The sequence below is a fragment of the Streptomyces sp. NPDC050738 genome, assembly GCF_040654175.1.
Taxonomy (GTDB): domain Bacteria; phylum Actinomycetota; class Actinomycetes; order Streptomycetales; family Streptomycetaceae; genus Streptomyces.
In genome coordinates this window covers 75,698-100,409 of record NZ_JBFAHN010000012.1, presented here as the reverse complement: position 1 = coordinate 100,409, position 24,712 = coordinate 75,698, and the positions used below count along the sequence as shown (strand labels likewise).

Annotated in this window: 28 protein-coding genes and 1 other RNA gene; 12 read left to right on the top strand and 17 right to left on the bottom strand. The window is 71.0% G+C overall.

Features of this window, described 5'->3' with window-relative positions; genetic code table 11:
* Nucleotides 1–4 precede the first annotated feature (4 nt).
* Complete coding sequence (locus AB0H78_RS27400) at nt 5–1,201, bottom strand: serine hydrolase (RefSeq protein ID WP_363237270.1); 1,197 nt, start codon at nt 1,199–1,201, stop codon at nt 5–7.
* A gap of 74 nt (nt 1,202–1,275) precedes the next feature.
* Nucleotides 1,276–2,271 carry an aldo/keto reductase gene (locus AB0H78_RS27395; RefSeq protein ID WP_363237268.1) on the bottom strand — a complete coding sequence of 332 codons (996 nt, stop codon included), beginning with the start codon at nt 2,269–2,271 and terminating at the stop codon, nt 1,276–1,278.
* 66 nt (nt 2,272–2,337) lie between these two features.
* Between AB0H78_RS27395 and AB0H78_RS27390 the strand changes: the two genes are divergently transcribed.
* The 3 genes from AB0H78_RS27390 to AB0H78_RS27380 are packed head-to-tail and all read left to right on the top strand — an operon-like array spanning nt 2,338 to nt 4,198.
* Complete coding sequence (locus AB0H78_RS27390; protein WP_363237267.1) at nt 2,338–2,694, top strand: MazG-like family protein; 357 nt, start codon at nt 2,338–2,340, stop codon at nt 2,692–2,694.
* Complete coding sequence (locus AB0H78_RS27385; protein WP_363237266.1) at nt 2,691–3,581, top strand: PhzF family phenazine biosynthesis isomerase; 891 nt, start codon at nt 2,691–2,693, stop codon at nt 3,579–3,581. Before AB0H78_RS27390 ends, AB0H78_RS27385 begins: the two co-directional genes overlap by 4 nt.
* Nucleotides 3,578–4,198, top strand: a complete 621-nt coding sequence (locus AB0H78_RS27380) for an HAD-IA family hydrolase (protein ID WP_363237265.1) — start codon at nt 3,578–3,580, stop codon at nt 4,196–4,198. Before AB0H78_RS27385 ends, AB0H78_RS27380 begins: the two co-directional genes overlap by 4 nt.
* A gap of 5 nt (nt 4,199–4,203) precedes the next feature.
* Here the strand turns inward: AB0H78_RS27380 and AB0H78_RS27375 are convergent, their stop codons facing one another.
* Both AB0H78_RS27375 and AB0H78_RS27370 read right to left on the bottom strand, forming a co-directional pair.
* On the bottom strand, nt 4,204–5,151 hold the full coding sequence (locus tag AB0H78_RS27375) for a DMT family transporter (protein WP_363237264.1): 948 nt from the start codon (nt 5,149–5,151) through the stop codon (nt 4,204–4,206).
* Nucleotides 5,152–5,170: 19 nt separating this feature from the next.
* Nucleotides 5,171–5,998: an AraC family transcriptional regulator gene (locus AB0H78_RS27370; RefSeq protein ID WP_363237263.1), complete on the bottom strand. Its 828-nt coding sequence runs from the start codon at nt 5,996–5,998 to the stop codon at nt 5,171–5,173.
* 238 nt (nt 5,999–6,236) lie between these two features.
* Here AB0H78_RS27370 and AB0H78_RS27365 point away from each other — a divergent pair, with 238 nt between their 5' ends.
* Entirely contained in the window at nt 6,237–7,445 is a 1,209-nt protein-coding gene (locus tag AB0H78_RS27365) for an MFS transporter (RefSeq protein ID WP_363237262.1), read from the top strand.
* On the opposite strand, the gene AB0H78_RS27360 is transcribed toward AB0H78_RS27365, so the two are convergent.
* The 5 genes from AB0H78_RS27360 to AB0H78_RS27340 all read right to left on the bottom strand — a co-directional run bounded on the left by AB0H78_RS27360 (nt 7,421) and on the right by AB0H78_RS27340 (nt 10,717).
* Entirely contained in the window at nt 7,421–7,690 is a 270-nt protein-coding gene (locus tag AB0H78_RS27360) for a Txe/YoeB family addiction module toxin (RefSeq protein ID WP_363237261.1), read from the bottom strand. The genes AB0H78_RS27365 and AB0H78_RS27360 overlap by 25 nt on opposite strands.
* The gene (locus AB0H78_RS27355; protein WP_363237260.1) at nt 7,687–7,947 is read right to left on the bottom strand and encodes a type II toxin-antitoxin system prevent-host-death family antitoxin; all 261 of its coding nucleotides are present in this window, start codon (nt 7,945–7,947) and stop codon (nt 7,687–7,689) included. Before AB0H78_RS27355 ends, AB0H78_RS27360 begins: the two co-directional genes overlap by 4 nt.
* A gap of 169 nt (nt 7,948–8,116) precedes the next feature.
* An RNA gene (gene rnpB / locus AB0H78_RS27350) (RNase P RNA component class A) lies at nt 8,117–8,520 on the bottom strand.
* A gap of 46 nt (nt 8,521–8,566) precedes the next feature.
* Nucleotides 8,567–9,136, bottom strand: a complete 570-nt coding sequence (locus AB0H78_RS27345) for a Uma2 family endonuclease (protein WP_363237415.1) — start codon at nt 9,134–9,136, stop codon at nt 8,567–8,569.
* A 141-nt stretch (nt 9,137–9,277) separates the two neighbouring features.
* Nucleotides 9,278–10,717 carry an RNB domain-containing ribonuclease gene (locus tag AB0H78_RS27340; RefSeq protein WP_363237259.1) on the bottom strand — a complete coding sequence of 480 codons (1,440 nt, stop codon included), beginning with the start codon at nt 10,715–10,717 and terminating at the stop codon, nt 9,278–9,280.
* Between the two features lie 104 nt (nt 10,718–10,821).
* On the opposite strand from AB0H78_RS27340, the gene yaaA reads away from it, so the two are divergent.
* Nucleotides 10,822–11,604: a peroxide stress protein YaaA gene (gene yaaA / locus AB0H78_RS27335; RefSeq protein ID WP_363237258.1), complete on the top strand. Its 783-nt coding sequence runs from the start codon at nt 10,822–10,824 to the stop codon at nt 11,602–11,604.
* A 64-nt stretch (nt 11,605–11,668) separates the two neighbouring features.
* Nucleotides 11,669–12,289, top strand: coding sequence for a bifunctional 4-hydroxy-2-oxoglutarate aldolase/2-dehydro-3-deoxy-phosphogluconate aldolase (eda, locus tag AB0H78_RS27330; RefSeq protein ID WP_363237257.1), 621 nt, complete (start codon nt 11,669–11,671; stop codon nt 12,287–12,289).
* A 264-nt stretch (nt 12,290–12,553) separates the two neighbouring features.
* Here eda and AB0H78_RS27325 read toward each other — a convergent pair whose 3' ends face one another.
* Genes AB0H78_RS27325 through AB0H78_RS27310 form a run of 4 tightly spaced genes read right to left on the bottom strand, consistent with a single transcriptional unit; the run spans nt 12,554 to nt 16,427 of the window.
* A complete protein-coding gene (locus tag AB0H78_RS27325) occupies nt 12,554–13,768 on the bottom strand; it encodes a bifunctional RNase H/acid phosphatase (RefSeq protein ID WP_363237256.1) in 1,215 nt (404 codons plus the stop codon).
* A complete protein-coding gene (locus AB0H78_RS27320; RefSeq protein WP_363237414.1) occupies nt 13,768–14,511 on the bottom strand; it encodes a C4-type zinc ribbon domain-containing protein in 744 nt (247 codons plus the stop codon). The genes AB0H78_RS27325 and AB0H78_RS27320 overlap by 1 nt, the downstream gene beginning before the upstream one ends.
* Nucleotides 14,508–15,347 (bottom strand): Nif3-like dinuclear metal center hexameric protein, encoded by an 840-nt coding sequence (locus AB0H78_RS27315; RefSeq protein WP_363237255.1) that lies wholly within the window; start codon nt 15,345–15,347, stop codon nt 14,508–14,510. The genes AB0H78_RS27320 and AB0H78_RS27315 overlap by 4 nt, the downstream gene beginning before the upstream one ends.
* 45 nt (nt 15,348–15,392) lie before the next feature.
* The gene (locus AB0H78_RS27310; protein WP_363237254.1) at nt 15,393–16,427 is read right to left on the bottom strand and encodes an iron-siderophore ABC transporter substrate-binding protein; all 1,035 of its coding nucleotides are present in this window, start codon (nt 16,425–16,427) and stop codon (nt 15,393–15,395) included.
* A 186-nt stretch (nt 16,428–16,613) separates the two neighbouring features.
* Between AB0H78_RS27310 and AB0H78_RS27305 the strand changes: the two genes are divergently transcribed.
* Both AB0H78_RS27305 and AB0H78_RS27300 read left to right on the top strand, forming a co-directional pair.
* Nucleotides 16,614–17,765, top strand: a complete 1,152-nt coding sequence (locus tag AB0H78_RS27305) for a hypothetical protein (protein ID WP_363237253.1) — start codon at nt 16,614–16,616, stop codon at nt 17,763–17,765.
* Nucleotides 17,766–17,817: 52 nt separating this feature from the next.
* Nucleotides 17,818–17,982 carry a hypothetical protein gene (locus AB0H78_RS27300; protein WP_363237252.1) on the top strand — a complete coding sequence of 55 codons (165 nt, stop codon included), beginning with the start codon at nt 17,818–17,820 and terminating at the stop codon, nt 17,980–17,982.
* Nucleotides 17,983–18,040: 58 nt separating this feature from the next.
* On the opposite strand, the gene AB0H78_RS27295 is transcribed toward AB0H78_RS27300, so the two are convergent.
* The 3 genes from AB0H78_RS27295 to AB0H78_RS27285 are packed head-to-tail and all read right to left on the bottom strand — an operon-like array spanning nt 18,041 to nt 21,004.
* Entirely contained in the window at nt 18,041–18,982 is a 942-nt protein-coding gene (locus AB0H78_RS27295) for a 3-oxoacyl-ACP reductase (RefSeq protein WP_363237251.1), read from the bottom strand.
* Between the two features lie 34 nt (nt 18,983–19,016).
* Nucleotides 19,017–20,093 (bottom strand): Zn-dependent alcohol dehydrogenase, encoded by a 1,077-nt coding sequence (locus AB0H78_RS27290; RefSeq protein ID WP_363237250.1) that lies wholly within the window; start codon nt 20,091–20,093, stop codon nt 19,017–19,019.
* Nucleotides 20,094–20,149: 56 nt separating this feature from the next.
* The gene (locus AB0H78_RS27285) at nt 20,150–21,004 is read right to left on the bottom strand and encodes a MaoC/PaaZ C-terminal domain-containing protein (protein ID WP_363237249.1); all 855 of its coding nucleotides are present in this window, start codon (nt 21,002–21,004) and stop codon (nt 20,150–20,152) included.
* Nucleotides 21,005–21,333: 329 nt separating this feature from the next.
* Between AB0H78_RS27285 and AB0H78_RS27280 the strand changes: the two genes are divergently transcribed.
* Both AB0H78_RS27280 and AB0H78_RS27275 read left to right on the top strand, forming a co-directional pair.
* On the top strand, nt 21,334–22,494 hold the full coding sequence (locus tag AB0H78_RS27280; RefSeq protein WP_363237248.1) for a sensor histidine kinase: 1,161 nt from the start codon (nt 21,334–21,336) through the stop codon (nt 22,492–22,494).
* The gene (locus tag AB0H78_RS27275; protein WP_363237247.1) at nt 22,491–23,096 is read left to right on the top strand and encodes a response regulator transcription factor; all 606 of its coding nucleotides are present in this window, start codon (nt 22,491–22,493) and stop codon (nt 23,094–23,096) included. Before AB0H78_RS27280 ends, AB0H78_RS27275 begins: the two co-directional genes overlap by 4 nt.
* On the opposite strand, the gene AB0H78_RS27270 is transcribed toward AB0H78_RS27275, so the two are convergent.
* The gene (locus AB0H78_RS27270) at nt 23,093–24,010 is read right to left on the bottom strand and encodes a MerR family transcriptional regulator (RefSeq protein ID WP_363237246.1); all 918 of its coding nucleotides are present in this window, start codon (nt 24,008–24,010) and stop codon (nt 23,093–23,095) included. The two genes, AB0H78_RS27275 and AB0H78_RS27270, sit on opposite strands and share 4 nt — an antisense overlap.
* Before the next feature lie 173 nt (nt 24,011–24,183).
* Here AB0H78_RS27270 and AB0H78_RS27265 point away from each other — a divergent pair, with 173 nt between their 5' ends.
* The gene (locus AB0H78_RS27265) at nt 24,184–24,468 is read left to right on the top strand and encodes a hypothetical protein (protein ID WP_363237245.1); all 285 of its coding nucleotides are present in this window, start codon (nt 24,184–24,186) and stop codon (nt 24,466–24,468) included.
* Nucleotides 24,469–24,525: 57 nt separating this feature from the next.
* Nucleotides 24,526–24,702, top strand: a complete 177-nt coding sequence (locus AB0H78_RS27260; protein WP_363237244.1) for a hypothetical protein — start codon at nt 24,526–24,528, stop codon at nt 24,700–24,702.
* Nucleotides 24,703–24,712 lie beyond the last annotated feature (10 nt).

Sequence of the window (24,712 nt, the reverse complement as noted above, 5' to 3'; positions counted from 1 at the left end):
ACGCTCAGCGCCGGTGACGGTGCCGGCCGCCGCCGCTCTCCGGGGCAGCGGCGGCCGGCTCGCTCCGCCTGCGGTTCCTGAGCGCGAACACCGAGCCCCCGAGCAGCGCCAGCGCGCCGCCGGCCCCGCCGATCAGCGGCCAGGAGAAGGCGCTCGCCGAGGCGGCCGGGGAGCCGGAGACCGTCGCGGCGGCGGCCCCTGGACCGCCCCCGGCCTTCGGCGCCGCCGGGGCACCGCCCGCGCTGACCGGCTTGACCAGCGTGCCGACGGCCTGCGCCGTGCCCGCTGCCGCGAACCCCCAGTCGAGGAGCGCCGAGGTGTCGCGGTACACCGCGTCGTAGCCGGGCGCCGGGTGCATCACCGTGACCAGCAGCGTGCGGCCGCCGCGGGTCGCGGCGCCGGTGAAGGTGTTGCCCGCGTTGGTCGTGTAGCCGTTCTTGACGCCGATCAGGCCCCTGTACGTACCGAGCAGGCGGTCGGTGTTCTGGATCTGGAACGTCTTGCCCTTGTTCCCGTCGGGGAAGTCCGCGAGCCGCATCCCGCAATAGTGGCGGAAGCTGTCGAGGCCCAGACCGTGCCGGGCGATGAGCGTGAGGTCGTACGCGGACGAGACCTGCCCGGGGTGGTCATAGCCGTCCGGGCTGACGACCTTGGTGTCGAGTGCCTGCAGATCGACGGCCTTGGCCTGCATCTGGCGGACGGTCTCGTCCACCCCGCCGTTCATATGGCTCAGCACATGGACGGCGTCGTTGCCCGACCGCAGGAAGACGCCCTGCCACAACTGGTCGACGGTGTACGTCGTCCCGGCCTCGACCCCCACCAGGCTGCTGCCCCCGGGTATCCCGGCCAGGTCGGCCGCGGTGACCTTGTGCCGCTGCGTGACCTCGCCGACGCGCGGCAGCACCGTGTCGGCGAAGAGCATCTTCAGCGTGGAGGCCGGCGGCATCGCGCGGTGCGCACGGTACGAGGCGAGGACCTCGCCGGTGGTGTGGTCCGCGACCAGCCAGGACGCGGCCCTGATCTTCGGCAGCGCGCGGGCCCCGGAGAGGTCCGCCTGGACCCCGTCGAGGCCCAGCCGCTCACCGCCCACGGCTTCGGCGGCCGCGGCGGAACCGCTTCCGGCGAGGACTGCGGCCGGGACGGCGGCGGCCAGGCTCAGGGCCGCGCGTCGGGACATCGGGGCTCGGGAGGATTCACGCACCTCAGGACCGTACAAACCGATGCTGTGCGTACGAACAGCGGGTCCGCGTTCCGCTTTCCGGACCCGCCTCACACTCAGCCCAGGATCCGGGCGATCTCCGCCAACTGCCCTTCGTCCAGGGGCCCTTGGGCCAGCGCACCCGCATTCTCCTCCGCCTGGGCGACGCTGCGGAATCCGGGGATCGGGACGGTACGGGGGCTGCGCCCCCAGAGCCAGGCCAGCGCGCCCTGCCCCGGCGTGCGCCCGCCACTGGTCAGAATGTCCCGTAACGCCTCCACGCGAGCCGCCCACTCGGGGGCGGGCGCCCCTCCCTCGCCGAACCAGCGCAGCCAGGCCGGCGGGACCGTGCGGATGTCGCTGTCACCGGGGCGGACCCCGGCCGCGTACTTGCCCGTGAGCAGCCCCATGGCGAGCGGGCTGCGGTTGACGCTGGCCAGATCCAGCCGCTCGCACAGGGCCAGCATCTCGGGTGCGTCCTCCAGCACACTGCAGGAGTGCTGCACCGCCGCGCAGTGCTCCCCCGCGGCGAAGACTTCGGCGCGCTCCGGGTCGTCGGTGCTCCATGCGTACGCCCGGATCAGGCCCTCCCGTACGAACTCCTCACAGGCGTCCCGCAGTTGAGCCCCCTCGACGAGCTCCGCGTCACCGGGATGGAGCTGGAACAGGTCGACGTGATCGGTGCCGAGCCGCCGCAGCGAGGCGGTCAGCGCCTCGCGCGCGTACTGCGGTGTGGTGTCGCGCCCGGTCAGCGTGCGCGTCGTCTCGTCGAACCGATTGCCCCATTTCGTGGCGATCACGACCTCGTCCCGCCGCCCGGCGAGCGCCCGCCCGAGCACCCGCTCGCTGTGCCCGGTGCCGTACACATCGGCGGTGTCGAAGAAGGTCACCCCGAGGTCGAGCGCCCGGCGGATCGCGCGCACCGACTCCTCGTCGTCGACCTTCCCCCACCCCAGCGGATTCCCGCCGGCGTCCGCCCACTCCCCGCCGATCGCCCAGCACCCGAATCCGAGCGCGCTCACCTCGATGCCGCTGCGTCCCAGCTTCCTTGTCGTCGTCCTTGTCGTCTCCATGCCTGTGCACGCTAGGAGTTGGAGTGCATACGAAGGCAAGACCCCGGGCGTGGGAAGGTGGCGTTCATGGACGACCGGACCTGGAAAACCGTCGAGCAGCTCCACGCCTGGCTCGCCACAGCGCACACCCGACCGCCCGAGGAGGAGGTGCTGCTGCGCATCCTCAAACTCTCCGAGGAGGTCGGCGAGGTCGCCCAGGCGGTCATCGGGGCGACCGGGCAGAACCCCCGCAAGGGCGCGAGCCACACCTGGCAGGACGTGGAGGCCGAGCTCTGCGACGTGATCATCACGGCGATGGTGGCGCTGCGCACGCTCACTCCGGACGCGTCGGGGACCTTCGGCGCGCACCTCGGCCGGGTGGCGGACCGTTCTCTCGGCAGCGACGGGAATGATCCTTCGGTCCCGGGAGTTCCCCGGCCATGACTGCTTCGCACGCGCGCCCCGAGATCCTCCGTTACACCGCTTTCTCCGCCGACCCCGCGGGCGGCAACCCCGCCGGTGTCGTCCTGGATGCCGCGGGCCTCTCCGACGAGGAGCAGCTCGCGATCGCCGCGGAGCTCGGATACAGCGAGTCCGCTTTCCTGACCGCGCCGCCCGAGGGGCTCGGCGGGGAGCCGGGCCGGGCGTTCACCGTGCGCTACTTCTCCCCCAAGGCCGAGGTCGCCTTCTGCGGCCATGCCACCATCGCCACGGCCATCGCCTTCGCCGAACGCCACGGCGCCGGTGAGCTGCTCTTCTCCACGCAGGCCGGTCAGGTCCCGGTGACGGTGACGCAGTCCGCCGACGGCACTCTGCGCGCCACGCTCACGAGCGTCGAGCCCGCGGTCTTGGATGCCGAGGAGAAGGTCGTCGCCGAGGCACTGGAGGCGCTCGGCTGGTCCGCCGCCGATCTCGACCCGGCGTTCCCGCCGCGGATCGGTTTCGCGGGCAACCGCCACCTGGTCCTGGCGGCCGCGACGCGCGCCCGGTTGGCCGACCTGGACTACGACTTCGAGCGCCTGCTCGCCCTCATGACGGCGCTGGACTTCACCACGGTGCAGCTGGTGTGGCGCGAGTCGGAGACCGTCTTCCATGTACGCGACCCGTTCCCGGTCGGCGGGGTCGTCGAGGACCCGGCGACGGGCGCCGCGGCCGCGGCCTTCGGTGCGTACGCCCGCGAACTGGGCCTGGTCCCCGAGGAGTCGGTCCTCACCCTGCACCAGGGCGCGGACATGGGACGCCCCGGCGAGCTGCGGGTCGAGCTGCGCGCGGGCGATGCGCGGGTGCGGGTCGGCGGCACGGGGGCACGTATCCCTGAGGCCACCGCGTGACGGTTCGCCACCCCTTCGACTTCGACGCCCTGCTCTGCGACCTGGACGGGGTCATCCGCTTCTACGACACCACCGAGGTCAGCCGCCTGGAGCTGGCCGCGGGCCTCCCGGACGGCACGACGGCAGGGTTCGCCTTCGCGCCCGAGCGTGACGGGCTCTTCCTGCTGGGGAAGATGACGCACGCGGAGTGGGTGGAGTCGACGGCCGAGGCGCTCACCGAGGTGACGTCCGTGCCCCGGGCGCGGGAACTGGCGGCGGCTTTCGCCTCGTCGCCGTTCCGGGCGGACCCGGAGATCCTGGAGCTGCTCGCCCGCGTACGGAAGCACGTCCCCCTCGTCCTCGTCACCAATGCGACGACGGACCTGGAGGGGGACCTGACCCGGCTGGGCCTCGACGGCTTCGTGGACCATGTGGTCAGCAGCGCACGGATCGGCGTGGCCAAGCCCGACGAGCGCTTCTACGAGATCGCGGCGGGCCGTGTCGGCGTCCCGTACGACCGCTGCCTGTTCGTCGACGACTCCGAGGAGAACGTCAAGGCAGCGGTCGCACTGGGGATGACCGGGGTCCACTACCGCGAACTCGCGGACCTGAAGCGGGCATTGAGCCCGCTGCCGTAGGCCGGTTACGCGAGCCCGGCGGGCGCCGGCAGCCCTTCCCCGCTGTCGCCCGCCGACTGCGCTTCCCCCTTCGTTTCCGTGGCTTCGTCGACCTCCGCCCGGCCCTTCGCCGTCGCGAGCACCGAACCGCCGAGGATGAGGACGAAGGCCCCGCCGACCGACACGGTCAACTCCTCGCCGAGCAGGGCGACTCCGGCCGCCACCGCGATGGCCGGGTTGACGTAGGTGATGACCGAGGCCCGGACGGGTCCGACCTCGCGGATCAGCTCCAGGAAGGCGACGAAGGCCAGCGCGGTGCAGACGACCCCGAGCCCGGCGAGGCTGGCGATGACCTGCCCGGAGGGCATCGCGGACGGCCAACTGCCCACCGCCGCAGGGGCGTAGACGACCGCGGCCAGGATCAGGCAGGGGGTGATGAGCCGCAGCGTCGGCACGTCCTTCATGTGCCGGGCGGCGATCAGCGGCGCCGTGGCGTATCCGAGCGCGGTCAGCAGCACCTCGGTGATCGACCAGGCGTCTCCGCCGCTGAGGTGCGGCACGGTCAGCACGGCGACCCCGCCCAGTCCGAGCGCGAGCCCCAGCCCCCGCCGCTTCCCGAGCTTCTCCGTGTCGCCGAAGAACCGGGCGATGAAGGCCCCGAAGATCGGTACGGCCGCGATGAGCAGCCCCGCCATGGAGCTGGAGAGCTTGCGCTCGGCGTCCGTCAGGGTCCACCACGGGCCGATGATCTCTATCGCGGCGAAGGCCAGCATGGGCACCCAATGCGCCCGTACCGTACGGAAGAAGCCGCCGCCCCGCAGCGCGAACGGCAGCAGCAGTGCCGCCCCGATGGCGCATCGTACAAAAACCACCCCGGCCGGCGAGAAGCCGTCGACCGCCACCTTGATCATCAGGTACGGGATGCCCCAGAGCACACCCATCATCCCGAAGAGAGCCCACCCACGTGTTGTCATGTCCCCATGATCCCGGGTCTCACCCCCCGCTGTCTTGAACGCTGTTGCGGTACGCGGCCGGGGTCGCCCCCGTCACCCGCCGGAACCACCGCGTCAGATGCGCCTGATCCGCGAAGCCGACGAGGCCCGCCACCTCGGCAGGCTTCTGCCCCGCTTCCAGCAGGGTCCGCGCGCGCATCACCCGGTGCTGCGCGAGCCAGGCGTACGGCGGCATCCCGAAGGTGTCGCGGAAGGCGCGCAGCAGTTGGTACCTGGAGAGCCCCAGCTCGGCCGCCAGCTCGGCCAGCGAAGGCGGCTCGACGACCGCCTCCACCAGCCGGTCGCGCACCCCCACCGCGATCCCCCGCGCCCCCACGACCCGGTCAGGGACGCAGAGCACCCCCGATCCGTGCCGCCGCGCCAGCGCGGTGAGCAGCCACGGTATGCGCGACTCGGCCTCCAACGGGTCGTCGGTCAGGCTCAGTTCGGTGTGCGCGGTCCGCAGCGCGAGGGACAGCTCGGGGTCGTCGATCACGGCGTCCCGGAAGAAGGGCAGCCCCACCGACCCCTCGCTCAGCAGCGCGGCCTTCGGATACATCGACCGGTACGCGTACCCCTCGCACCCCGAGGCCGGCCGCCCGGTGTGCGCCTCGTCGGGCATCAGGACGACGATCGACCCCACCCCGGAACGCACGCGCTCGCCCCGGTAGTCGATGATCTCCTCGCCGCCGACGGTCACCCCGACCGTCAGCTCCTCATGCGCGTGCGGCGCGAACTCGTGCCGCTCGAAGCGCGCATGCAGCAGATGCAGCGACTGCCCCGGCCCCAGACAGGCCAGCGCCCAGTCGGCCCGCTCACCCACACCCATGCCCCACCCCCGATCCTGCTCCCTGCACAAACCGTAAAGCCTGGCACCGACAAAGCCCGAACCCCTATGCTCACAAGCTCATTCACATGACTTCTGCCCGGTGACGGAGTCGGCGTGGGGTGCGTGTCCCCGCTCCACGCCAACACTGGACGGTTCCAGGCGATGACCACGGGTCGGATCTTCCGGACGCCGACGACCCCGGGTGGTCCGCCCCGCCGGGCAGCGAAAGGGACCCGCCGTGCCCTCGGCGAACTACTCCACCCTGCTGCGCACCCCCGGCGCCAAAGCCTTCTACCTGACCGCCGCCCTCGGCCGCATCGGCATCGCGATGACCGGTCTCGGCATCGTCTGGCTCGTACAGGGCCGGACCGGTTCGTACGCCGTGACCGGGATGGTCACCGGCGGTTGTGCCATCGGCGACGCCGTGGCCGGACCCCAACTCGGCCGGCTGATCGACCGGTTCGGCCAGACCAGGGTGCTGCCGCCCGCCCTGCTGGCCCACGCCGCAGCGGTGGCGACACTCCTGGCCCTGGTCCTCTGCTCCACCTCGACCTGGCTGATGACAGCGGGCGGAGTCCTGGTCGGCGCCACCCTCCCGCTGCTCAGCGCGGCGTCCGCGGCCCGCTGGGCGGCGCTGCTCCACGGCGACCGGGCCGCTGAACTCCCCACCGCCTTCGCACTGGAGTCGCTCGCCAACGCGCTGGGCTATCTGGTCGGCCCGGCCCTGGTCAGCGCGCTCGGAGCAAGCGGACACCCGGTGCTCGGAACGGCCCTGGCAGCCACTCTGGTGGTCGCGGGCGGACTGGCCTTCGCCGCACAGCGCGGCACCGCACCGCCGCCGGCCCCCGCATCCACCCCGCACACCCGCGCGGCCCGCTCCCTGCTCCGTCCCGGCTTCGCCGTGCTCGTCGCCCTCAACCTCGCGATCGGCGTGTACTTCGGCGCCCTGCAGCTCTCGGTGACTGCGTTCGCGGTGGAGCACCATGCCGCGGCGTCGGCCACACCGGTCTTCGCGGTGTCGAGCTGCAGCGGCCTGCTGGCGGGCTGGCTCTACGGGCTACGCCGTTGGAGGATGGCGCCCCGGACCCAACTGGCAGTGGCAACAGCCGTGTTGGCACCGGCCAGCCTCCTGCTGCTCGCGGCCACCACGCCGCTCGGACTCGGGGCGGTGGTCCTGGTGACCGGTGCGACGATCCCGCCCGTACTGGTGCTGTTCTCGGTCCTGACCGAATCGACCGTCCACCGGACCGTCCTGACCCAGGCCTTCACCTGGCTCGGCTCGGCAAGCGTCGCAGGCTCGGCCGGTGCGGCGGCGCTCTCCGGCTGGGCGATCGCCGCTTCCGGCGCGCGGGGCGGATTCGCGGTGGCGATCACGGCGGCCGCCGCGATGGCGGCACTGGCCGCGGTCGGCATACGACGACCTTACCGCTCGGTGTCATGCCCGTAGGCGCGGGCGATCTCCAGTACGTCGCCGCTCACTCGGTACACGAGCCGGTGCTCCTCGGTGATGCGACGCGAGCACCAGCCCTTGAGCGCACCTTTCAGCATCTCGGGCTTTCCGATGCCGTTGTTGTCATCGGGGTTGCGCTGAATGTCCGCGATCAGGGCATTGATGCGCTTGAGGGTGCGCCGGTCGGTCATGGCCCACTGCGCGTACTGCTCCCATGCGCGGGTGGAGAACATGACCTTCACGCCGATTCCTCCGGGTCGATCAAGTCGCGCACAGCGCCATGTCCGGCGTCCAACTCAGCAACCGACTCCATCAGTTCGGCGGCGGTGCGCGCGTTACCGAGCAGATACATGGTCTCCGTCCACGCTTCGTAGTCGGACTCGGCCATGAGGACGGCGTTCCCCTGTTTGGAGGCGATCCGCACCGGCGCGTGATCGTCATTGACCTTCTTCAGCAGCGGGAAAAAGTCTCTCCGCGCCTCGGTTCCTGTGATCGTCATTGCCGGTGCCCCTTTCGCCCCAACCACCGCTATATCGGTACCGAAAAGCGTACATCATTGGTACGAAATTCGGTACCATGCTATCGCGGTCGCTCACGCCCACGGAGTACGCACCGCTGCACGCAAAACAGCCCCAACCCAGGCGATTCCCAGGTCAGGGCCTTAATGGCGGACGAGTCGGCCTGTACGCCGGGTTTTGTCTCCCGGTGACCTTGCGGTCGCCGGGGAGACGGCCATCCATCTAGGACCGGCATTGCTGCCGGCCTCCTGCGGTCTACCCGCGAACTCGGGCGAGCAGCCCTCGAACGTCCGCGCAAAGCCGTCTTCCGACGGCCTCTCTTGACCTTGCTCCAGGTGGGGTTTACCTAGCCGCCTGAGTCACCTCAGGCGCTGGTGGTCTCTTACACCACCGTTTCACCCTTACCGAGGACCGAAGCCCTTGGCGGTCTGTTTTCTGTGGCACTGTCCCGCGGGTCACCCCGGGTGGCCGTTAGCCACCACCTTGCCCTGTGGAGCCCGGACGTTCCTCGGGAGGAATCCGAAGATCCCTCACGCGGCCGTCCGGCCGGCTCGTCCGCCGTGACGACCATGCTACCCGGGGATACAGGACCTCTCCGACTCAGGCGAAGTCGGTGGTCTCCAGGTCGAAGCCGAACGGCTCGGGCAGGGTGACGGACTTCCCGAAGGGACGGGTGCAGGACTCGCGGTAGTCGCCCTTCTCCGGGTCGCTGAAGAGCGTGAGGGACGACTTGTCGCGGTCGATGAGGAGATAGAGAGGGATGCCGCCCTGGGCGTAGCACCGGCGCTTGGCTTCGCGGTCGGCCTGTGGTTTGGAGGAGGTCACCTCGACCGCCAGGGCCACACCCGCGCAGGGCATCCAGGATCCTGCACCCTGGAACAGGCGGCGAGCCGTCGGCGCGAAGGTGCCGTCCGGAATGACGTGGTTCTTCGGGCAGTCCCCTCCGCTGGGCAGCTTCAGTCCCTTGTTGCCGGAGAAATCCATGTCGGTGTGGGACTGCCTGATCACCTGCTTCATGATCAGGTTGATGTAGTCCTCGTGGTCCCCGTCCGGCGGCGGCGTCACGACAATGTCCCCCTCGATGAGCTCGGCCCGGAAGCCTGTCGGCGTATCCAGGGCCAGGAAGCCCTCCAGCAGGACATCCGCCTGCGCGAGCTGCTCGTGTGCCATGACTGCCATGTCGCGCCCCTTCCTCGGCCGGTCGTCAGACTGGGACATGGGGGATCCGCCCGTCCATGAGAAGGAGAACTGTTCCCTCGATCGTGGCACAGACAACCGTTTCTGCGGGGAGTTGCGGCCGTCCGGTCACCGTCACGCCGGAGCGAACTGCACCTTGGAGGTCCCCGGGTCGGCCTGGGTGAGGCGCACCCGAAGCCGCTCCCCCAGCGGGAGCTTCGACGTGCCGCCCTCGATGCGCGCCACCACCGCCGGGTCCTCCAGGTGGACCGTGCCGGACGACGGGTCCTTCTCCTTCAGGTCCACCACGTACGCGTCGAACGTCTCGCCCACCCGGTCCTTGAGCAGGGCCGCCTCGACGAGGTCGACGCACTCGCGCTCCACGGAGTTGGCGCGGCGAGTTCCGTCGGCCATCTCCTGGGGGAGGGCGGGAAGGGCCGCCGTCACCCAATCCGGTGGGGTCTCGTTCGCCACCGCCGCCAGGCACAGCTCGCCCGCGTAACGGTCGACCAGGCGGCGGAGCGGTGCCGTGCAGTGGGCATAGGGGGCGGCCACGGCCGCGTGCGTCGCCGGGTCGGGGCGCTCGCCGTCCGTGAAGAGCGTGTAGCCGGCGCCTCGCAGGAGGCTCGTGCACTCCTGGAGGAAGGCCGCGTGGCGCGGTTCGGACGGGTCCAGGGTGCGGATGAGCTGCGCGTACGGGACGTGGTGCGGCCAGTCGATGCGCAGGGCTTTGGCCGACCTGCGCAGGCGCGAGACCGCTCCGTCGGGGGCCGTGGGAAGCGTACGCAGGATGCCGGTGCCCGCGGCGAGCATCAGGTCGGCGGCCGCCATGCCGGTGAGGAGGGAGATCTGGGCGTTCCAGCCGTCGGCGGGGAGCGGGGTGCGGTAGCCGAGGTCGTAGGCGCCCGCGTGCTCGGTGATCTCCTGCTCGGGAACGTTGAGGGAGATGCCGCCGCGGGCGACCTCCTGGGCCTCGCGGAGGCGGCCGATGTCGGCGAGGAGGGCCACGGGGGTCTCGGCGGTGCCGTCGTCGATCCGGTGCTGGACCGTCTCGTAGTCCAGCTTCGAGCGGCTGCGTACGAGAGCCCGCTCGACGTGGGCCGCCGTGGTGGCGCCGTCCTTGTCCAGGTCGATCCGCCAGAGGAGGGCCGGGGCCGTCTGGTCGGGCAGGAGGCTCGCCGCGCCCTCGGAGAGCAGCGTCGGGTGGAGGGGGACCTTCGTGTCCGGGAAGTAGAGCGTCGTCACGCGGCGGTGGGCCTCGGTGTCGAGCGCGCCGCCGGGGGTGACGAAGGCGGCCACGTCGGCGATCGCGTAGTGGACGCGGTAGCCGGTGGGCGTGCGGGCGAGGTGCATCGCCTGGTCGAGGTCTCGGGAGGTCGGCGGGTCGACCGTGAAGAAGGGGATGTCCGTCGCGTCGCGGGCGGGCAGACGCGGGGACTTGGCGGCCTGTTCGGCCTCGGCGAGCACCTCGGGCGGGAAGGCGTCGGGGAGCTCGAGTGTGGTGCGCAGTCCGCACAGGGCGGCGCGCAGCGGAGCTTCGGCTTCGCCGGTCATGTACATGTGGCGGCTGGGCATGGGGCGAGCGTATTGCGGGTGGGGGGCACCGGCACCTTTACGCTGGCCGTTGCAGTCGTAGTCGTTGTCGTAGTCGTTGTCGTACGTCGCTGAGGAGAGTTGTCGTGCTGGTGCTCTTGCCGCCGTCGGAGGGTAAGGCCGCGAGTGGGTCCGGTGCGCCCCTGAAACTGGAGTCGCTGTCGCTGCCGGGGCTGAACGAGGCCCGCGCCGCCGTGGTGGACGAGCTCGTCGAGCTCTGCGCGGCCGACGAGGAGAAGGCGCGCGAGGTGCTCGGGCTGAGCGAGGGGCTGCGCGGCGAGGTCGCGAAGAACCTGGAGCTGAGGACCGCGGGGGCGCGGCCCGCGGGGCAGATCTACACCGGCGTGCTGTACGACGCACTGGATCTCGGATCGCTGGACGCGGCGGCCAAGCGGCGGGCCGGGAAGGCGCTGCTGATCTCGTCCGGGCTGTGGGGCGCGGTGCGGGTGGGGGACCGCATTCCCTCGTACCGGTGCTCCATGGGCGTGAAGCTGCCGGGGCTCGGGGCTCTGGGTGCGCACTGGCGGGGGCCGATGGCGGAGGTCATGCCGGAGGCCGCGGGAAGTGGGCTTGTGCTCGATCTGCGGTCGGGGGCTTATGCGGCCGCGTGGAAGCCGAAGGGGGAAGTCGCCGGGCGGACCGCTTCGGTGCGGGTGCTGCACGCGCCGACCCGGAAGGTGGTCAGCCACTTCAACAAGGCCACGAAGGGGCGGATCGTACGGGACCTGCTGGTGGCCGGGGCGGCTCCTCGTGGGCCCGGTGAACTGGTCGAGGTGTGGCGGGAGTTGGGGTACGTGGTGGAGGTGGCGCCTCCGTCCGGGGGCGGGCAGGCCTGGTCGCTGGATGTGCTGGTGGATCAGATCCACTGAGGGTGCGTTGCGGAGGGTGCAACGCTCGTTGCGCATGTCGTGTGGGGCCAGGCAGGATGGCCGCATGACTTCCGTGCTGGACCTCGCGCCCGTTGTTCCTGTTGTCGTGATCGACGACGCCGCCGATGCCGTGCCGCTGGCGCGGGCGCTGGTCGCGGGCGGGCTGCCCGCGATCGAGGTCACGCTGCGGACGGACGCGGCGCTGGATGCGATACGGGCCATCGCGGCTGAGGTTCCGGACGCGGTGGTCGGCGCCGGCACCGTGATATCTCCTGCGAACGTCGAGGCCGCGGTGGGCGCCGGGGCGCGGTTCCTGGTGAGCCCGGGGTGGACCGATGCGCTGCTGAGCGCGATGCGGGGGGCCGGGGTGCCGTTCCTGCCGGGGGTGTCGACCACTTCGGAGGTCGTCGCGCTTCTGGAGCGCGGCGTGACCGAGATGAAGTTCTTTCCGGCGGAGGCCGCGGGCGGGGTGCCGTATCTGAAGTCGCTGGGCGGGCCGTTGCCGCAGGCGCGGTTCTGTCCTACGGGGGGTGTCGGACTGCCGTCCGCGCCGTCCTATCTGGCGTTGCCCAACGTGGGGTGTGTGGGCGGGACTTGGATGCTTCCTGCGGATGCGATCGCTGCGCGGGACTGGGGGCGCGTGGAGTCGTTGGCCCGGGAGGCGGCTGCGCTGCGGGTGGGCTGAGCGGGGGCTCTCCCCCACCCCGCCCCTTCCCGCTGTGACATTGCGCGGCTCCGCCACGGGCGGGGTTGCACCCCGGCCCCCGCCTTCGCAGGGGCTACGCCCCCGGCACCCCCGATCGCGGCCTCCGGCCGCTCGTCCTCAATCGCCGGACGGGCTTGTTTTTGCTGATCCCGGCTCGCAGGATGCAGGTCCGGGAGGGGCTTGAATTTGCTGAGCTCGGCTCACAGGTGCAGGTCCGGGGCAGCGCCCCGGGAGAAGTCCCGCTCAGGGCGTCCTCAGGTGTGACGTGTCGTTCAGTAGGCGCAGCGACGCGTTGCCGTCCGCGTAGTACGCCACCGCCGACACCGACGCCGCCGACAGTTCCATCCTGAACAGCGACTCCGGCGGAGCCCCGAGTGCCAGGCGGACCAGCGTCTTGATCGGTGTCACGTGTGTCACCAGCAGGACCGTCTTGCCCCGGTAGCGCTCGATCAGCTTGTCGCGGGTCGTCGAGACCCGCCTCGCCACCGTTGCGAAGCTCTCGCCGCCGCCCGTCGGGGTCGCCTTCGGGGAGGTCAGCCAGGCGTCCAGGTCGTCGGCGTACCGCTCCCGTACCTCGCCGAACGTCAGACCCTCCCAGGCCCCGAAGTCCGTCTCGCGCAGGCCCTCTTCGACCGTCACGGGCAGGCCGAGCGCCGCCGCCACCACATCCGCCGTCTCGCGGCAGCGGAGGAGGGGTGACGTGACCACCGCTTGGATCGTGCCGCGTGCGGAGAAGGACGTCGCCGCCTTTTCCGCCTGGGCGCGGCCCGCCGCCGACAGCATCGGGTCGCTGCCCCCGCTGCCGGAGAAACGCTTCTCGGGGGTGAGCGCCGTCTCGCCGTGGCGCAGCAGGACGAAGGTCGCGGGAGCGCCCAGGTCGGCCGGGGCCGCCCAGCCCACCGGCGGGGCGGACGGGGCATCCGCGGCCGTACGGCCGGACCCGGACATCGCCGCCCTTGCCTTCGCCGCGCCCGCCGCGTGGTCGCCCACCGGGCCCGCGGCAGGCACGTCCAGGGCTGCCATGGAGGCCGAAGGCTCCCACTGCTTGCCCTTCTTGCCCGCGTCCATCGCCTCGTTCGCCAGGCGGTCCGCGTGCTTGTTCTTCTCGCGCGGGATCCACTCGTACGTCACCTGCGCGCGCGGCAGGATCGTCGCCGCCTCGGCCGCCAGCGGCTTCATGTCCGGGTGCTTGATCTTCCAGCGGCCCGACATCTGCTCGACGACCAGCTTCGAGTCCATGCGGACCCGGACCTTCGCCTCGGGGTCCAGCGCGCGGGCCGACTTCAGGCCCGCGATCAGGCCCTTGTACTCGGCCACGTTGTTGGTGGCGATCCCGATGTACTCGGCGGCCTCCGCGAGGGGCTCGCCCGTCACCGGGTCGAGCACCACCGCGCCGTAGCCGGCGGGGCCCGGGTTGCCCCGGGAGCCGCCGTCCGCCTCGACGACGAACTGCCGCATCAGATCCCCGAGTCGGCCGTACGGACCAGGATGCGGCTGCAGTTCTCGCAGCGCACCACCGTGTCGGGCGACGAGGCCTTGATCTCGTTGACCTCGGTGATGTCGAGCTCCAGGCGGCAGCCCTCGCAGCGGCGCTGGTGGAGGCGCGCGGCGCCGATGCCGCCCTGCTTCTCGCGCAGCCTGTCGTAGAGCTTCAGCAGGTCGGCCGGGATCGACTCGGCCACGACCGAGCGCTCCTTGGTCGCCGTCGCGATGTCCGCGTCGAGAACCGAGGTCGCGGCGTCACGGCGCGACGTGGCGTCGGCGGTCTTGGCCTCGACGGCCGAGACGCGCTCGGTGAGCTCGCTCGCCCGCTCCTGCGCGGACTCGCGGCGCTCCATGACCTCCAGGACGACGTCCTCGAGGTCGCCCTGGCGCTTGGCGAGGGAGACGATCTCGCGCTGGAGGTGCTCCAGGTCCTTGGGCGACGTGACCGCACCCGAGTCGAGGCGCTGCTGGTCGCGTACGGCGCGCTGGCGGACCTGGTCGACGTCCTGCTCGGCCTTGGTCTGCTCGCGTGCGGTGTCGGACTCCTCCGTCTGTACGGCGACCAGCAGGTCGCGCAGCTGGGTGAGGTCCTTGGTCAGGGATTCGATCTCGGCGTGCTCGGGCAGCGACGAGCGCTTGTGCGCGAGCTGCGACAGGCGTACATCGAGGGCCTGGACGTCGAGGAGGCGGATCTGGTCGGCGAGCGCGGCGTTCAGTTGGGGGCTCCAGAAGAAGAGAGGTGGACTGTCCAGGGGTCTGTGACCGTACGGGAGACGTGGGTGCGCAGACCCCATCCGTTCCGGTCGGAAATCTCGTCGAGCTGCGCGGCGGCCTGTTCGCACCAGGGCCACTCGGTGGCCCAGTGCGCGGCGTCGATCAGCGCGAGCGGGGAATGCTCGCGGGCCTCGGACACCGGGTGGTGGCGCAGGTCCGCGGTCAGGAAGGCGTCGACTCCGGCGGAACGTACCTGCTCGAAGAGGCTGTCGCCCGATCCGCCGGACACCGCGATGTGACGGATGAGGGCCTCCGGGTCGCCCGCGACGCGGATGCCCTGCGCGGTGGCGGGCAGCCGTGCGGCGGCCTGTGCGGCGAAGTCCCGCAGCGGGAGGGGGTGGTCGAGCTCACAGATCCGGCCGAGGCCGCGACGGCCCGACGGGTCGGTGGGGTCCGGCACCAGGGGGCGTACGACCCGGAGGCCGAGCGCGCCCGCGAGGGCGTCGGAGACGCCCGGGTCGGCGCCGTCCGCGTTGGTGTGGGCCACGTGCAGGGCGATGTCCTGCTTGATCAGGGTGTGCACGACGCGGCCCTTGAAGGTGGAGGCCGCGACCGTCGTCGTACCGCGCAGATACAGCGGGTGGTGGGTGACGATCAGCTGGGCGCCGAGTTTGCCGGCCTCGTCGGCGATCTCCTGGACGGGGTCGACGGCGAAGAGGACCGTGGTGATCTCCGCGTCCGGGTCCCCGCAGACCGTGCCGACGGCGTCCCAGGATTCGGCCCGCTCGGGGGGCCACAGGGCGTCGAGCGCGGAGAGGACTTCAGACAGACGGGGCACGGAGTACAGGTTACCCGCGCTCCGTGCCCCGCCTGCCGGTCGCGTCTACTTGACCAGGAAGCCGTGCAGGTCGTCGAGGACCTTGTCGGCCGCCGTCACGCCGAGGCCCAGGTACCAGGTCTCGTCGGGTACGTCCTTGGCCTGGCCGGCCTTGACCGCCTTGAGGTTCTTCCACAGCGGGTTGGACTGGGTGGTGTCGCGCTTGGTGGCCTTCGGCGGACCGTAGACGCCCGTGAAGATCCAGTCGGCGTCCGCGGAGTCGATCTTCTCGGGGCTGACCTCGACCGCGAGGTCTTCGATCTGCTGGTTCTCGGGGCGCGGGATGCCCGAGTCCTTGAGGATCGTGCCGATGAAGGAGGCCTGGGCGTACAGGCGGATCTTGTCCGGCAGGTAGCGGACCATCGAGACGGTCGGCTTGTTCGGGCCGACGTCCGTGCCGAGCTTCCTGGCCTTCGTCTCGTACGCCGCCAGGTTCGTCTTCGCCTCCGCGGTCTTGTCGAGCGCGGCCGCGTTCAGGAGGTAGTTCTCCTTCCAGGTGAAGCCCGGACGGATGGAGAACACGGTCGGCGCGATCTTGGAGAGCTCGTCGTACTTGTCCGCTGCGCGCAGCTGGCTGCCGAGGATCAGGTCGGGGTGGAGGTTCGCGATCGCCTCGAGGTTGAGGTTGTTGATCGTGCCGACGTTCTTGGGGCTCCCCGCGTCCGCCTTGAGGTAGCTGGGGATGCCCACGCTGCCCTCGGTGGGGGCGTAGCCGACCGGCTTGATGCCGAGCGAGACGACATTGTCGAACTCGCCGACGTCCAGGACCACGACCCGCTTGGGCTGTGCCTTCAGCTCGGTTTTACCCATGGCCTGGGTGATGGTCCGCGGGAACTGGCCGGCCTTGGCGTCCGTGCCGAGCGCCGCGGTCTTGGCCGCCGCGTCGCCGAAGTCCTTGCCGCCCTGGGCGACGGACTTCTTGTCGGAGCCTCCCTTGCTGCCGGAGCCTGCGCTGTCGTCGCCGCTCGAGCAGGCGGCGAGGGAGATCGCTCCGACGACGGCGAGGGCGGCAGCAGCGGTTCCGCGGCGGCGTAGGGACATCACAGGCTCCTGACAGCGACTTCTTAGGTTCGCCTTACCTTAGCGGCCGTTTCCGTGCACAGCACACCCGCCCCCTCCCCCTCAGGAGAATCGGATGACGGCCACCCTTATGTGTGAAGTCGTGCGACTCGTGCCGTTCGCCCGGCCGTACGAAAACTAGCTTCGTGGCCGGAGGTGACCGACACGATGACGGCCTTGGCCATCGAGACCGCTGAAGGAACAGGTCTCACGATCGCGGCTGACGGGTCCTATGCGGCGCGGCTGGCACGCAGGGACGGAGCGGGCGGTGCGGGTGCGGAGGCGTGGTGTCCTGAGCGCTGGACGCTGGACGGGCCCGAGCCGTACGTCGTCCAGCTGCCGGGCGCCCAGCCCGAGGACCCGGGCGCCGATGTGCTGCCGCTGGCCGACGGACGGGTGCTGATCCGCCGGTTCATGGAGGGGCGTCATGCCCTCTCGCTGCTGTACCCGACCGGTCCCGGGACCGGCGAACTGCCGCTGGGGGCGGTGGAGTGCGCGGATCTGACGCTGCTGCCGCCCGCGCCGGGCGGTGAACTCGCGTACGCGCTGGCCGCCGGTGAAGATTCGACGGCGATCTGGCTGGTCGCGGGCGGGGCCTTCGGGCCCGAGCACGTCGCGCAGGTCGAGGGGCGCTGCTCGGGCGGCGTCTGGCTGGACCGGGAGGGGCGCATGCTCGCGCTGGACCGGGAGCTGGACGGGGTGACGAAGGCGGTGGCGGTCGATCTGGAACGGGGCGGCGAGGTCTCCCCCCTGCTGCAGATCACGGAGGACAGCAACGACCGGCTGCTGCTGGCCGAGCCGGACAGCGGCCTGCTGCTCGTACGGTCGGACGCGCCTGGCGAGGACCGGCTCGGGTGGGGCGTGCTCGGGTCGGCGCGGCCGGTGCGCTTCCCGGAGTGCCTGCGCGTCGAGGACGCGGCCGTGACGCCTTTCGCCGTCCAGCCGGGGCAGGTGCTGATGCCGGAGAGCTGTGCGGTGGCGCTGCGGATCGACGGGGCCGCGGGGGGCGCGAGCTGGGTGGGGGTGTGGCGGCCCGCGGGGCGGCGGCTGCATCAACTGGCAGCGCCGGTGGGGTGGTTGGCGGGGGCGGGGCTGTGGACGCGGGAGGGGATTCTGCGGCTGCCGTACGCGCATGCCGAGGTGGATTGCGGGGTAGTCGCCGTAGAGCCTCCCGAGGACGACCTGAATGCGATGGTCACCGAACCCTCACATACGGAAGCCGCAGGTGAGGAACCGTCTGCCGCTTCGGAGACTCCTGCTGTGTGCAAGCCTGTCCCACTGCAGCAGGCGCCTCTCATGGGGCGGTTGGGGGCTGACTAGACTCTCGGCCTTGCACGCATACGTAAGCGATCACACGGGGTGATTCGTCATCATGTCCGAAACCCGAACCGACACGGCCGCCACCGCTACCGACCGGGGCGAAACCGACGGCTACGGCAAGCATCGAGGGGGCGCGGCGCTGACGGAGGCGTCCTCCACGGAGGCACACGGCCGGCACCGGCGCCTGGAGCAGCGGGGCCCGTCGGGGCAGTCCTGACCTTCCCCGGGCGCCGAAGTGCAGGGGGCTTCGCCCCCTGCACTCCCGGTCTCGCCCCTCAGCCCCGCTTCAGGCCGAGAACCTCCGACGCCGCGAACGTCTCGTTCGCCGGGCGCCCCTCGTAATAAGGGGACAGCACACCGTCCAGCTCCTCGTACGTGAACGCCTCCTTGCCCGTGTCGAACTTGGCCGCGACCTTCGGCCGGTCCACGATCGCCACCATCCCGCCGTGCACCACGAGCAGCTGGCCGTTCACCTTCGCGGCCGCCGGCGAGGCCAAGTACCCCACCAGCGGGGACACATGCTCGGGCGCGAGCGCGTCCAGCTCCCCCGCCCCCGGCTCCGCGAAGCCTGCGAAGACGTCCTCCGTCATACGGGTCCTGGCCCGGGGGCAGATCGCGTTCGCCGTCACCCCGTACTTCCCCAGCGCGAGCGCCGAGGACGTCGTCAGGCCCACGATGCCGCCCTTGGCCGCCGCGTAGTTCGGCTGTCCCGCCGAGCCCGCCAGGAACGCCTCGGATGAGGTGTTGACGATCCGGCCGTAGACCGGAGCTCCCGCCGCCTTGGACCGCTCGCGCCAGTGGACCGAGGCGAAGTGGGTGGTGTTGAAGTGCCCCTTGAGGTGGACCCGGATCACCGTGTCCCACTCCGCCTCGCTCATGGAGAAGATCATCCGGTCGCGGAGGATGCCCGCGTTGTTGACCAGGATGTCGAGCTTTCCGTACGTACTCACCGCCAACTCGACCAGGGCCCTGGCCTGTTCATGGTCCGCGACGTCGCCGAGGTGCGCGACCGCCTGCCCGCCCGCCGCACGGATCTCCGCGGCGACCTCCTCCGCCGGAGCGGCCGAGGCCTCCCCCGAGCCGTCGCGCCCCGGCTGTCCGAAGTCGTTGACGACGACGGACGCGCCGAGCCGGGCGAGTTCGAGCGCTTCCGCGCGCCCGAGGCCTCGCCCCGCCCCCGTGACGATCGCGGACAGGCCCTCAAGTGGCAAAGACATGCGTGGAGTTCCCCTCAGGTCAGATCTGGTCGGATCAGATCTCGATGCAGGTGCGCAGCGCCTCGCCCGTGCGCATCTGCGCCAGGGCGTCGTTGATCCCGGCGAGCGGCACCCGGTGGGTGATCATGGATTCGAGGTCGATGCGGCCTGCCCGCCACAGGGCGATGGCCCGCTCGTACGAACGGAGCACGTCCCCGCCGCCGTACATCGAGGGCAGGATCCGCTTCTCGTCGAAGAACAGCTCGAACATGTTGAGCTGGAGGTTGTCGTCCATGGCGCCGGCGCCGACCACGACCAGGGTGCCGCCGCGGCGGGTCGTCTCGTACGCCGTGCGCGCGGTGACCGACTTGCCGACGACCTCGAAGACGTAGTCGAAGCCCTCGCCCGCGGTGATCCGCTGCTTGGCGTCGCCCAGCGCGTCCGGTGCGACGGCCTCGGTGGCGCCGAATCGCAGCGCGGCCTCCCGCCGTGAGGCGACCGGGTCGACGGCGACGATCTGTGCCGCACCCTTGAGCCGCGCGCCCTGGATCGCGGAGATGCCGACGCCGCCGCAGCCGATGACGGCCACCGACGAACCAGCTTGCACGTCAGCGGTGTTGATCGCGGCGCCGAGCCCGGTCGTCACTCCGCAGCCGATGAGGGCCGCGATCTCGAACGGCACGTCGTCGGGGATCGCCACCGCGCATCCGGCGTCGACGACGACCTCCTCGGTGAAGGTGCCGGTCCCCGCGAATCCGAAGACATCGCCGCCGGGGCGCTTGAAGTTGGGGGTGCCGGCGTTCATGAAGCCGGCCAGACAGAGCTGGGTCTGGCCGCGCTTGCAGGCGGGACAGACACCGCAGGCGGGGAGCCAGCAGATCAGGACCCTGTCGCCCTGCTTGACGTTGGTCACGCCGTCGCCGACGTCCAGGACCTCGCCCGCGCCTTCGTGGCCGGGGATGAAGGGGGCGGGCTGCGGGAGCACGCCACTCATCGCGGAGACGTCGGAGTGGCACAGGCCCGTGGCCCTGACCCTGATCTTCACCTTGCCGGGGCCGAAGCCCACCGCCTCGACGTCGTCGAGGACTTCGAGCTTGTCCTGGCCTATCTCGTGCAGTACTGCTGCGCGCATGGTGCGGCTCCCCTCTAGGGTGCGGACGGTTCAGGAGTGGTTCAGGCAGGCGTGGTTCAGGAGTGTTCGACGATGGTGTCGGCGAGGACCGGCGCCTCGTCGCGCTCGACCGCCGCGACCGTGACCTGGATGCGCCCCGGCGTCTGCCACATCCGGATGCGCAGGGTCTCGCCGGGGAAGACGATCCCGGCGAAGCGCGTGCTGTACGAGGTGACGCGGGCGACGTCCCCGCCCAGGAGCGTGTCCACGACGGCCTTGAGCGTCATTCCGTAACTGCAGAGCCCGTGCAGGATCGGCCGGTCGAAGCCCGCCAGCTTGGCGAACTCGGGGTCGGCGTGCAGCGGATTCCAGTCCCCGCTCAGCCGGTAGAGGAGCGCCTGGTCCTCACGGATCGGGCGCTCCACGGTCCGGTCGGGTTCGCGTTCGGGGAGGTCGATCCGGGCGGAGGGTCCGCGCTCGCCGCCGAATCCGCCTTCGCCGCGTACGAAGATCTGCGAGTCGCTGGTCCAGAGCGGACCCTGCTCGTCGGCGACTTCGGAGCGCAGGACGATGACGGCCGCCTTGCCCTTGTCGTACACCGCCTGGACGGTGGAGGTGGAGGTCGCCGCGCCCTTCACCGGGAGCGGACGGTGGACCTCGACGCGCTGGCCGCCGTGCAGTACGTGGGCGAGGTTCACGTCGACGCCGGGCGCGGAGAGGCCGCCGGCCAGGGCCATTCCGGCGCCGGCGACGGTGGCGAAACTGGGCAGGACGTGCAGCCGGGATTCGAGCGTGTAGCGCAGTTCGTCGGCGTCGGTGGCGGGGAGGCCCGCGCCGACGCCGAGGTGGTAGAGCTGGACGTCCTTGTGGTCCCAGCTGATCTCGCTCGATCGGGGTTCGGCGGCGACGGCCTTCGCTGCATCAATCGGCATGGACTCAAGGCTCCTTGACGTGCTCGTGCTCTGCTACGGCTGGAAGACCTCGGTGCGACCGTCCGCACCGTCGGCCGCACCGAGGTCGCATACGGATCGGCTTTCCGCGCCTGTTCTAGAACGCGTTCTAGCCGATGCGCCCTATGTATAACGCACCCCTCGATGGTTGTGAAGACTCCTGACGCCACGTCAGATCCAACTTCTCCGACACTCCGGCCATGACATTTGTCCTGTCGGACCGCGTACAAGCGCATCTGCCGGAGTGGGTGCGCGACTCCGTACGGTGATCACATACGGTTCCGCCGGGACCGCAGCAACGGGGAGAGACCATGCCGAAGTGGCCGGGGCGGCGCAAGAAGCTCAGCAAGGAAGAAGAGGACCCGGGACCACCGAACGGCTATGCCCTCCTCCCCTGGCTGCTCCTCGGCCTGGGCAGCTTCTCCAACCTGATCAACGGCAAGTCCCCGAACCCCTGGATCGGCGGGCTCGGCCTCCTCGCCTTCAACTCCCTCTATATCTCCGTCGCGATCCGCGCCTTCGTCAAGGAGAAGCGGACCAGCCGCACCCAGCTGTATCTGCTGGGCGCGATGGCCGCCGTCACGTACGCCCTCGCGATCGGCTACGGCGGCGTCTGGCTCCTCTACTTCCCCCTCCTCGCCCTGGCCGTCGGCACCACGCTGCGCAAGAGGCCTCTCGTTGCCGTGCTGCTGGTGATCGTCTTCTCGGCGGGCTGGCTCGGCGCGGTCGAGGGCGACAGCCCCTGGGACCCGTGGACCATCGGGTACGCGAGCTTCATCTCCGGTGCGGTGACGGCCGCGCTCCTGGAGCTCTCCGAGACGGTGCGCGAACTGCGGTCCACACGCCAGGAGTTGGCGCGCACGGCAGTGGAGAAGGAACGCCTCCGCTTCTCCCGCGACCTGCACGACCTCCTCGGCCACACCCTCTCGGTGATCGTGGTGAAGTCGGAGGCGGCCCGCCGCCTCGCCCCGCGCGACATGGACGCGGCGCTCGCCCAGGTCGCCGACATCGAGTCCGTGGGCCGCCAGGCGCTCACCGAGATCCGCGAGGCGGTGACCGGCTACCGCGACGCGAGCCTGGCCCAGGAGCTGGAGCGCGCCGAGTCGGCGCTGCTCGCCGCGGGCATCGATCCTGTCGTACGGCTGTCGGGCCCGCCCCTGGAGCCACAGACGGCGGCGCTGCTCGGCTGGGTCGTACGGGAGGCGGCGACGAATGCCATCCGGCACTCGAAGGCGAACCGCTGCGAGATCACGGTGGACGGCGACTCCGAGCGCGTGCGCCTGATGATCACCGACGACGGCCGCGGCGTAGGCTCGGACGCACCGGGCAGCGGTCTGAAGGGCCTCACCGAACGCCTCGCGGCGGCAGGCGGTTCTCTCACGGCAGGCCCCGGGCCGCGCAAGGGCTTCCGGCTGGTGGCCGAACTGCCGGTGGACACCGACACCGCAGCAGAGATGGAGCACAGCGCATGATCCGAGTACTCCTCGCCGAGGACCAGGGCATGATGCGCGGCGCCCTGGCGCTGCTGCTCGGCCTCGAGGTGGACATCGAGGTCGTCGCGCAGGTGGACCGGGGCGACAAGATCGTCGACGCGGTGCTCCACTCGAACCCGGACGTGGCACTCCTGGACATCGAACTGCCGGGCCGCACCGGCCTGGACGCCGCCGCGGACCTGCGCACCGAGGCCCCGAACTGCCGGGTCCTGATCCTCACCACCTTCGGCCGCCCCGGCTATCTGCGGCGCGCGATGGAGGCAGGGGCGGCCGGTTTCCTGGTCAAGGACGGCCCGGTGGAGGATCTGGCGGCGGCGATCCGCCGGGTCCTGGCGGGCGAGACGGTCATCGACCCGGCTCTGGCGGCGGCCGCACTGAGCGCGGGTCCGAGCCCGCTGACCGCGCGCGAGACCGACGTACTGAACGCGTCGGTGGACGGCGCGACGGTCGCCGACATCGCGGGCACGCTCCATCTGTCGGAGTCGACCGTACGGAACTACCTCTCCTCGGCGATCGGCAAGACGGGCACGCGCAACCGCATGGAGGCGGTCCGCTCGGCGCGGCAGCAGGGCTGGCTCTAGGGGGAAACTCCCTGGCCCCGCTCCTTGCGCAGCGCCCGGAGCAGCCAGGAAAGGTCGTCGGGAAGCAGACCGGGCAGTACCTGCCAGCCGTTGACAGCCCACACCAGTCGCCAGTACCTCTCCACCCGAGGATCCTCGGCCGCCTCCAGATACTGCATCAACCGGTCTGTCACCTCGGCGTCCGCGAGATCCGGGTGCGCCCGTGCGTACAACTGGACGATGCCCTCGACCCTCGGAGCGGCATCCGGACCGAGCGGGTCGATGCCCGCTTGCTCCGCTGCGAGCACCCGCTCACGAACGCCCGCCAGTGCCTCGTCGGTCTGCTGCGCGGCCGTCTGCCGCAGGCGGTCGCGGAAGTCTTCGTCGCCGATGAGTTCGTTGAGCTCCACCCATGCGTGGATCTGTTCAGGCGTGGGGTCGTCGGGAAGGTCGGGGGCGGCCACGCGCATCATGGCCGCCGACTCCGGACGGGCGTGCTCCGCGCCAAAGGTGGCGTCGATGAAGTCGTCGATCAGACGTCTGCGTTCGACAGCTGTGAGCCGGGTGAGCTTGTGCACGAGTTTGGCCTCCTCGGGACCGGAACCCTGGGCGGACAGGGCCCGCAGAACACTGCGCCGCATGCGCAACGTCCGGATCTGGAGATCCACGGCTTCCGCGTGGACCGCCGCGACGTCCGCCACCGGGACCTTGCGGTCCAGCACACGCCGGATGGTGGCGAGGCTCATGCCCAGCTCCCGCAGGGTGCGGATCAGGTCGAGCCGGAGCAGCGCGTCGTGGTCGTAGAGCCGGTAGCCGGCGGGGCTGCGGCCGGCGAGCGGCACCACCCCCGCATCGGAGTAGAACCGGATCGTCTTCACCGACAGCCCGGTGAGCCGGGCAACTTCCCCGATCGGATGGAGGGTCGCGTCGTTCATGCCCCACATCCTGGCGTCTCCCCCGACGGGAGACTCAAGCCGCCGGAGCGTTCGTCGGCCTCTTCTCCCGGCATGCCTGAGAAGCCGCCGCACTGGCATGCTCTTCGAGCATGGGAGCAGGCAGGTCACGGGGTGCGGTTCGAGTGGGGTCCGGCCTGGCCGTGGGGCGGAGCATGGCCGACGAGGCGTCACCTTGGTCGCTTTCACCGGCCGCCCTGCGACGCGCTCCCTTCGTACCCCGATTGGTGCTTCCCTCGCCCAACGGCTCCGCCATCGCCGCGGCGGCGGGGGAATCGGCGGTCCTCGCCGGATCGCTGCGGAACGCGAGCGCTGTCGGCCGATGGCTGGCCGATCGGGGATACGGGACACTCGATCGGCCTGTTGCGGTGATCGCCTCGGGTGAGCGCTGGCCCGACGGCAGTCTCCGGCCGGCACTTGAGGATCTGCTCGGCGCGTGAGCTGTGATCGCTGCTCTGTGCCGGGCCGGCCGGGACCAGGTCTCACGTGAGGCAGCCATGGCCGCCGAGGCTTGGAACAACGCGGGGGACGTCGGCGCCGCCGTCGCCGACTGCGCCTCGGGACGCGAACTTGTCGGCAGCGGCTATGCCGATGATGTCGCTGTCGCCACCGAGGTAGACGCCGGCGACGTCGTTCCTCTCATCGTCGACGGGGCTTTTGCCGCGTCGCGGTAGAACCGGACGA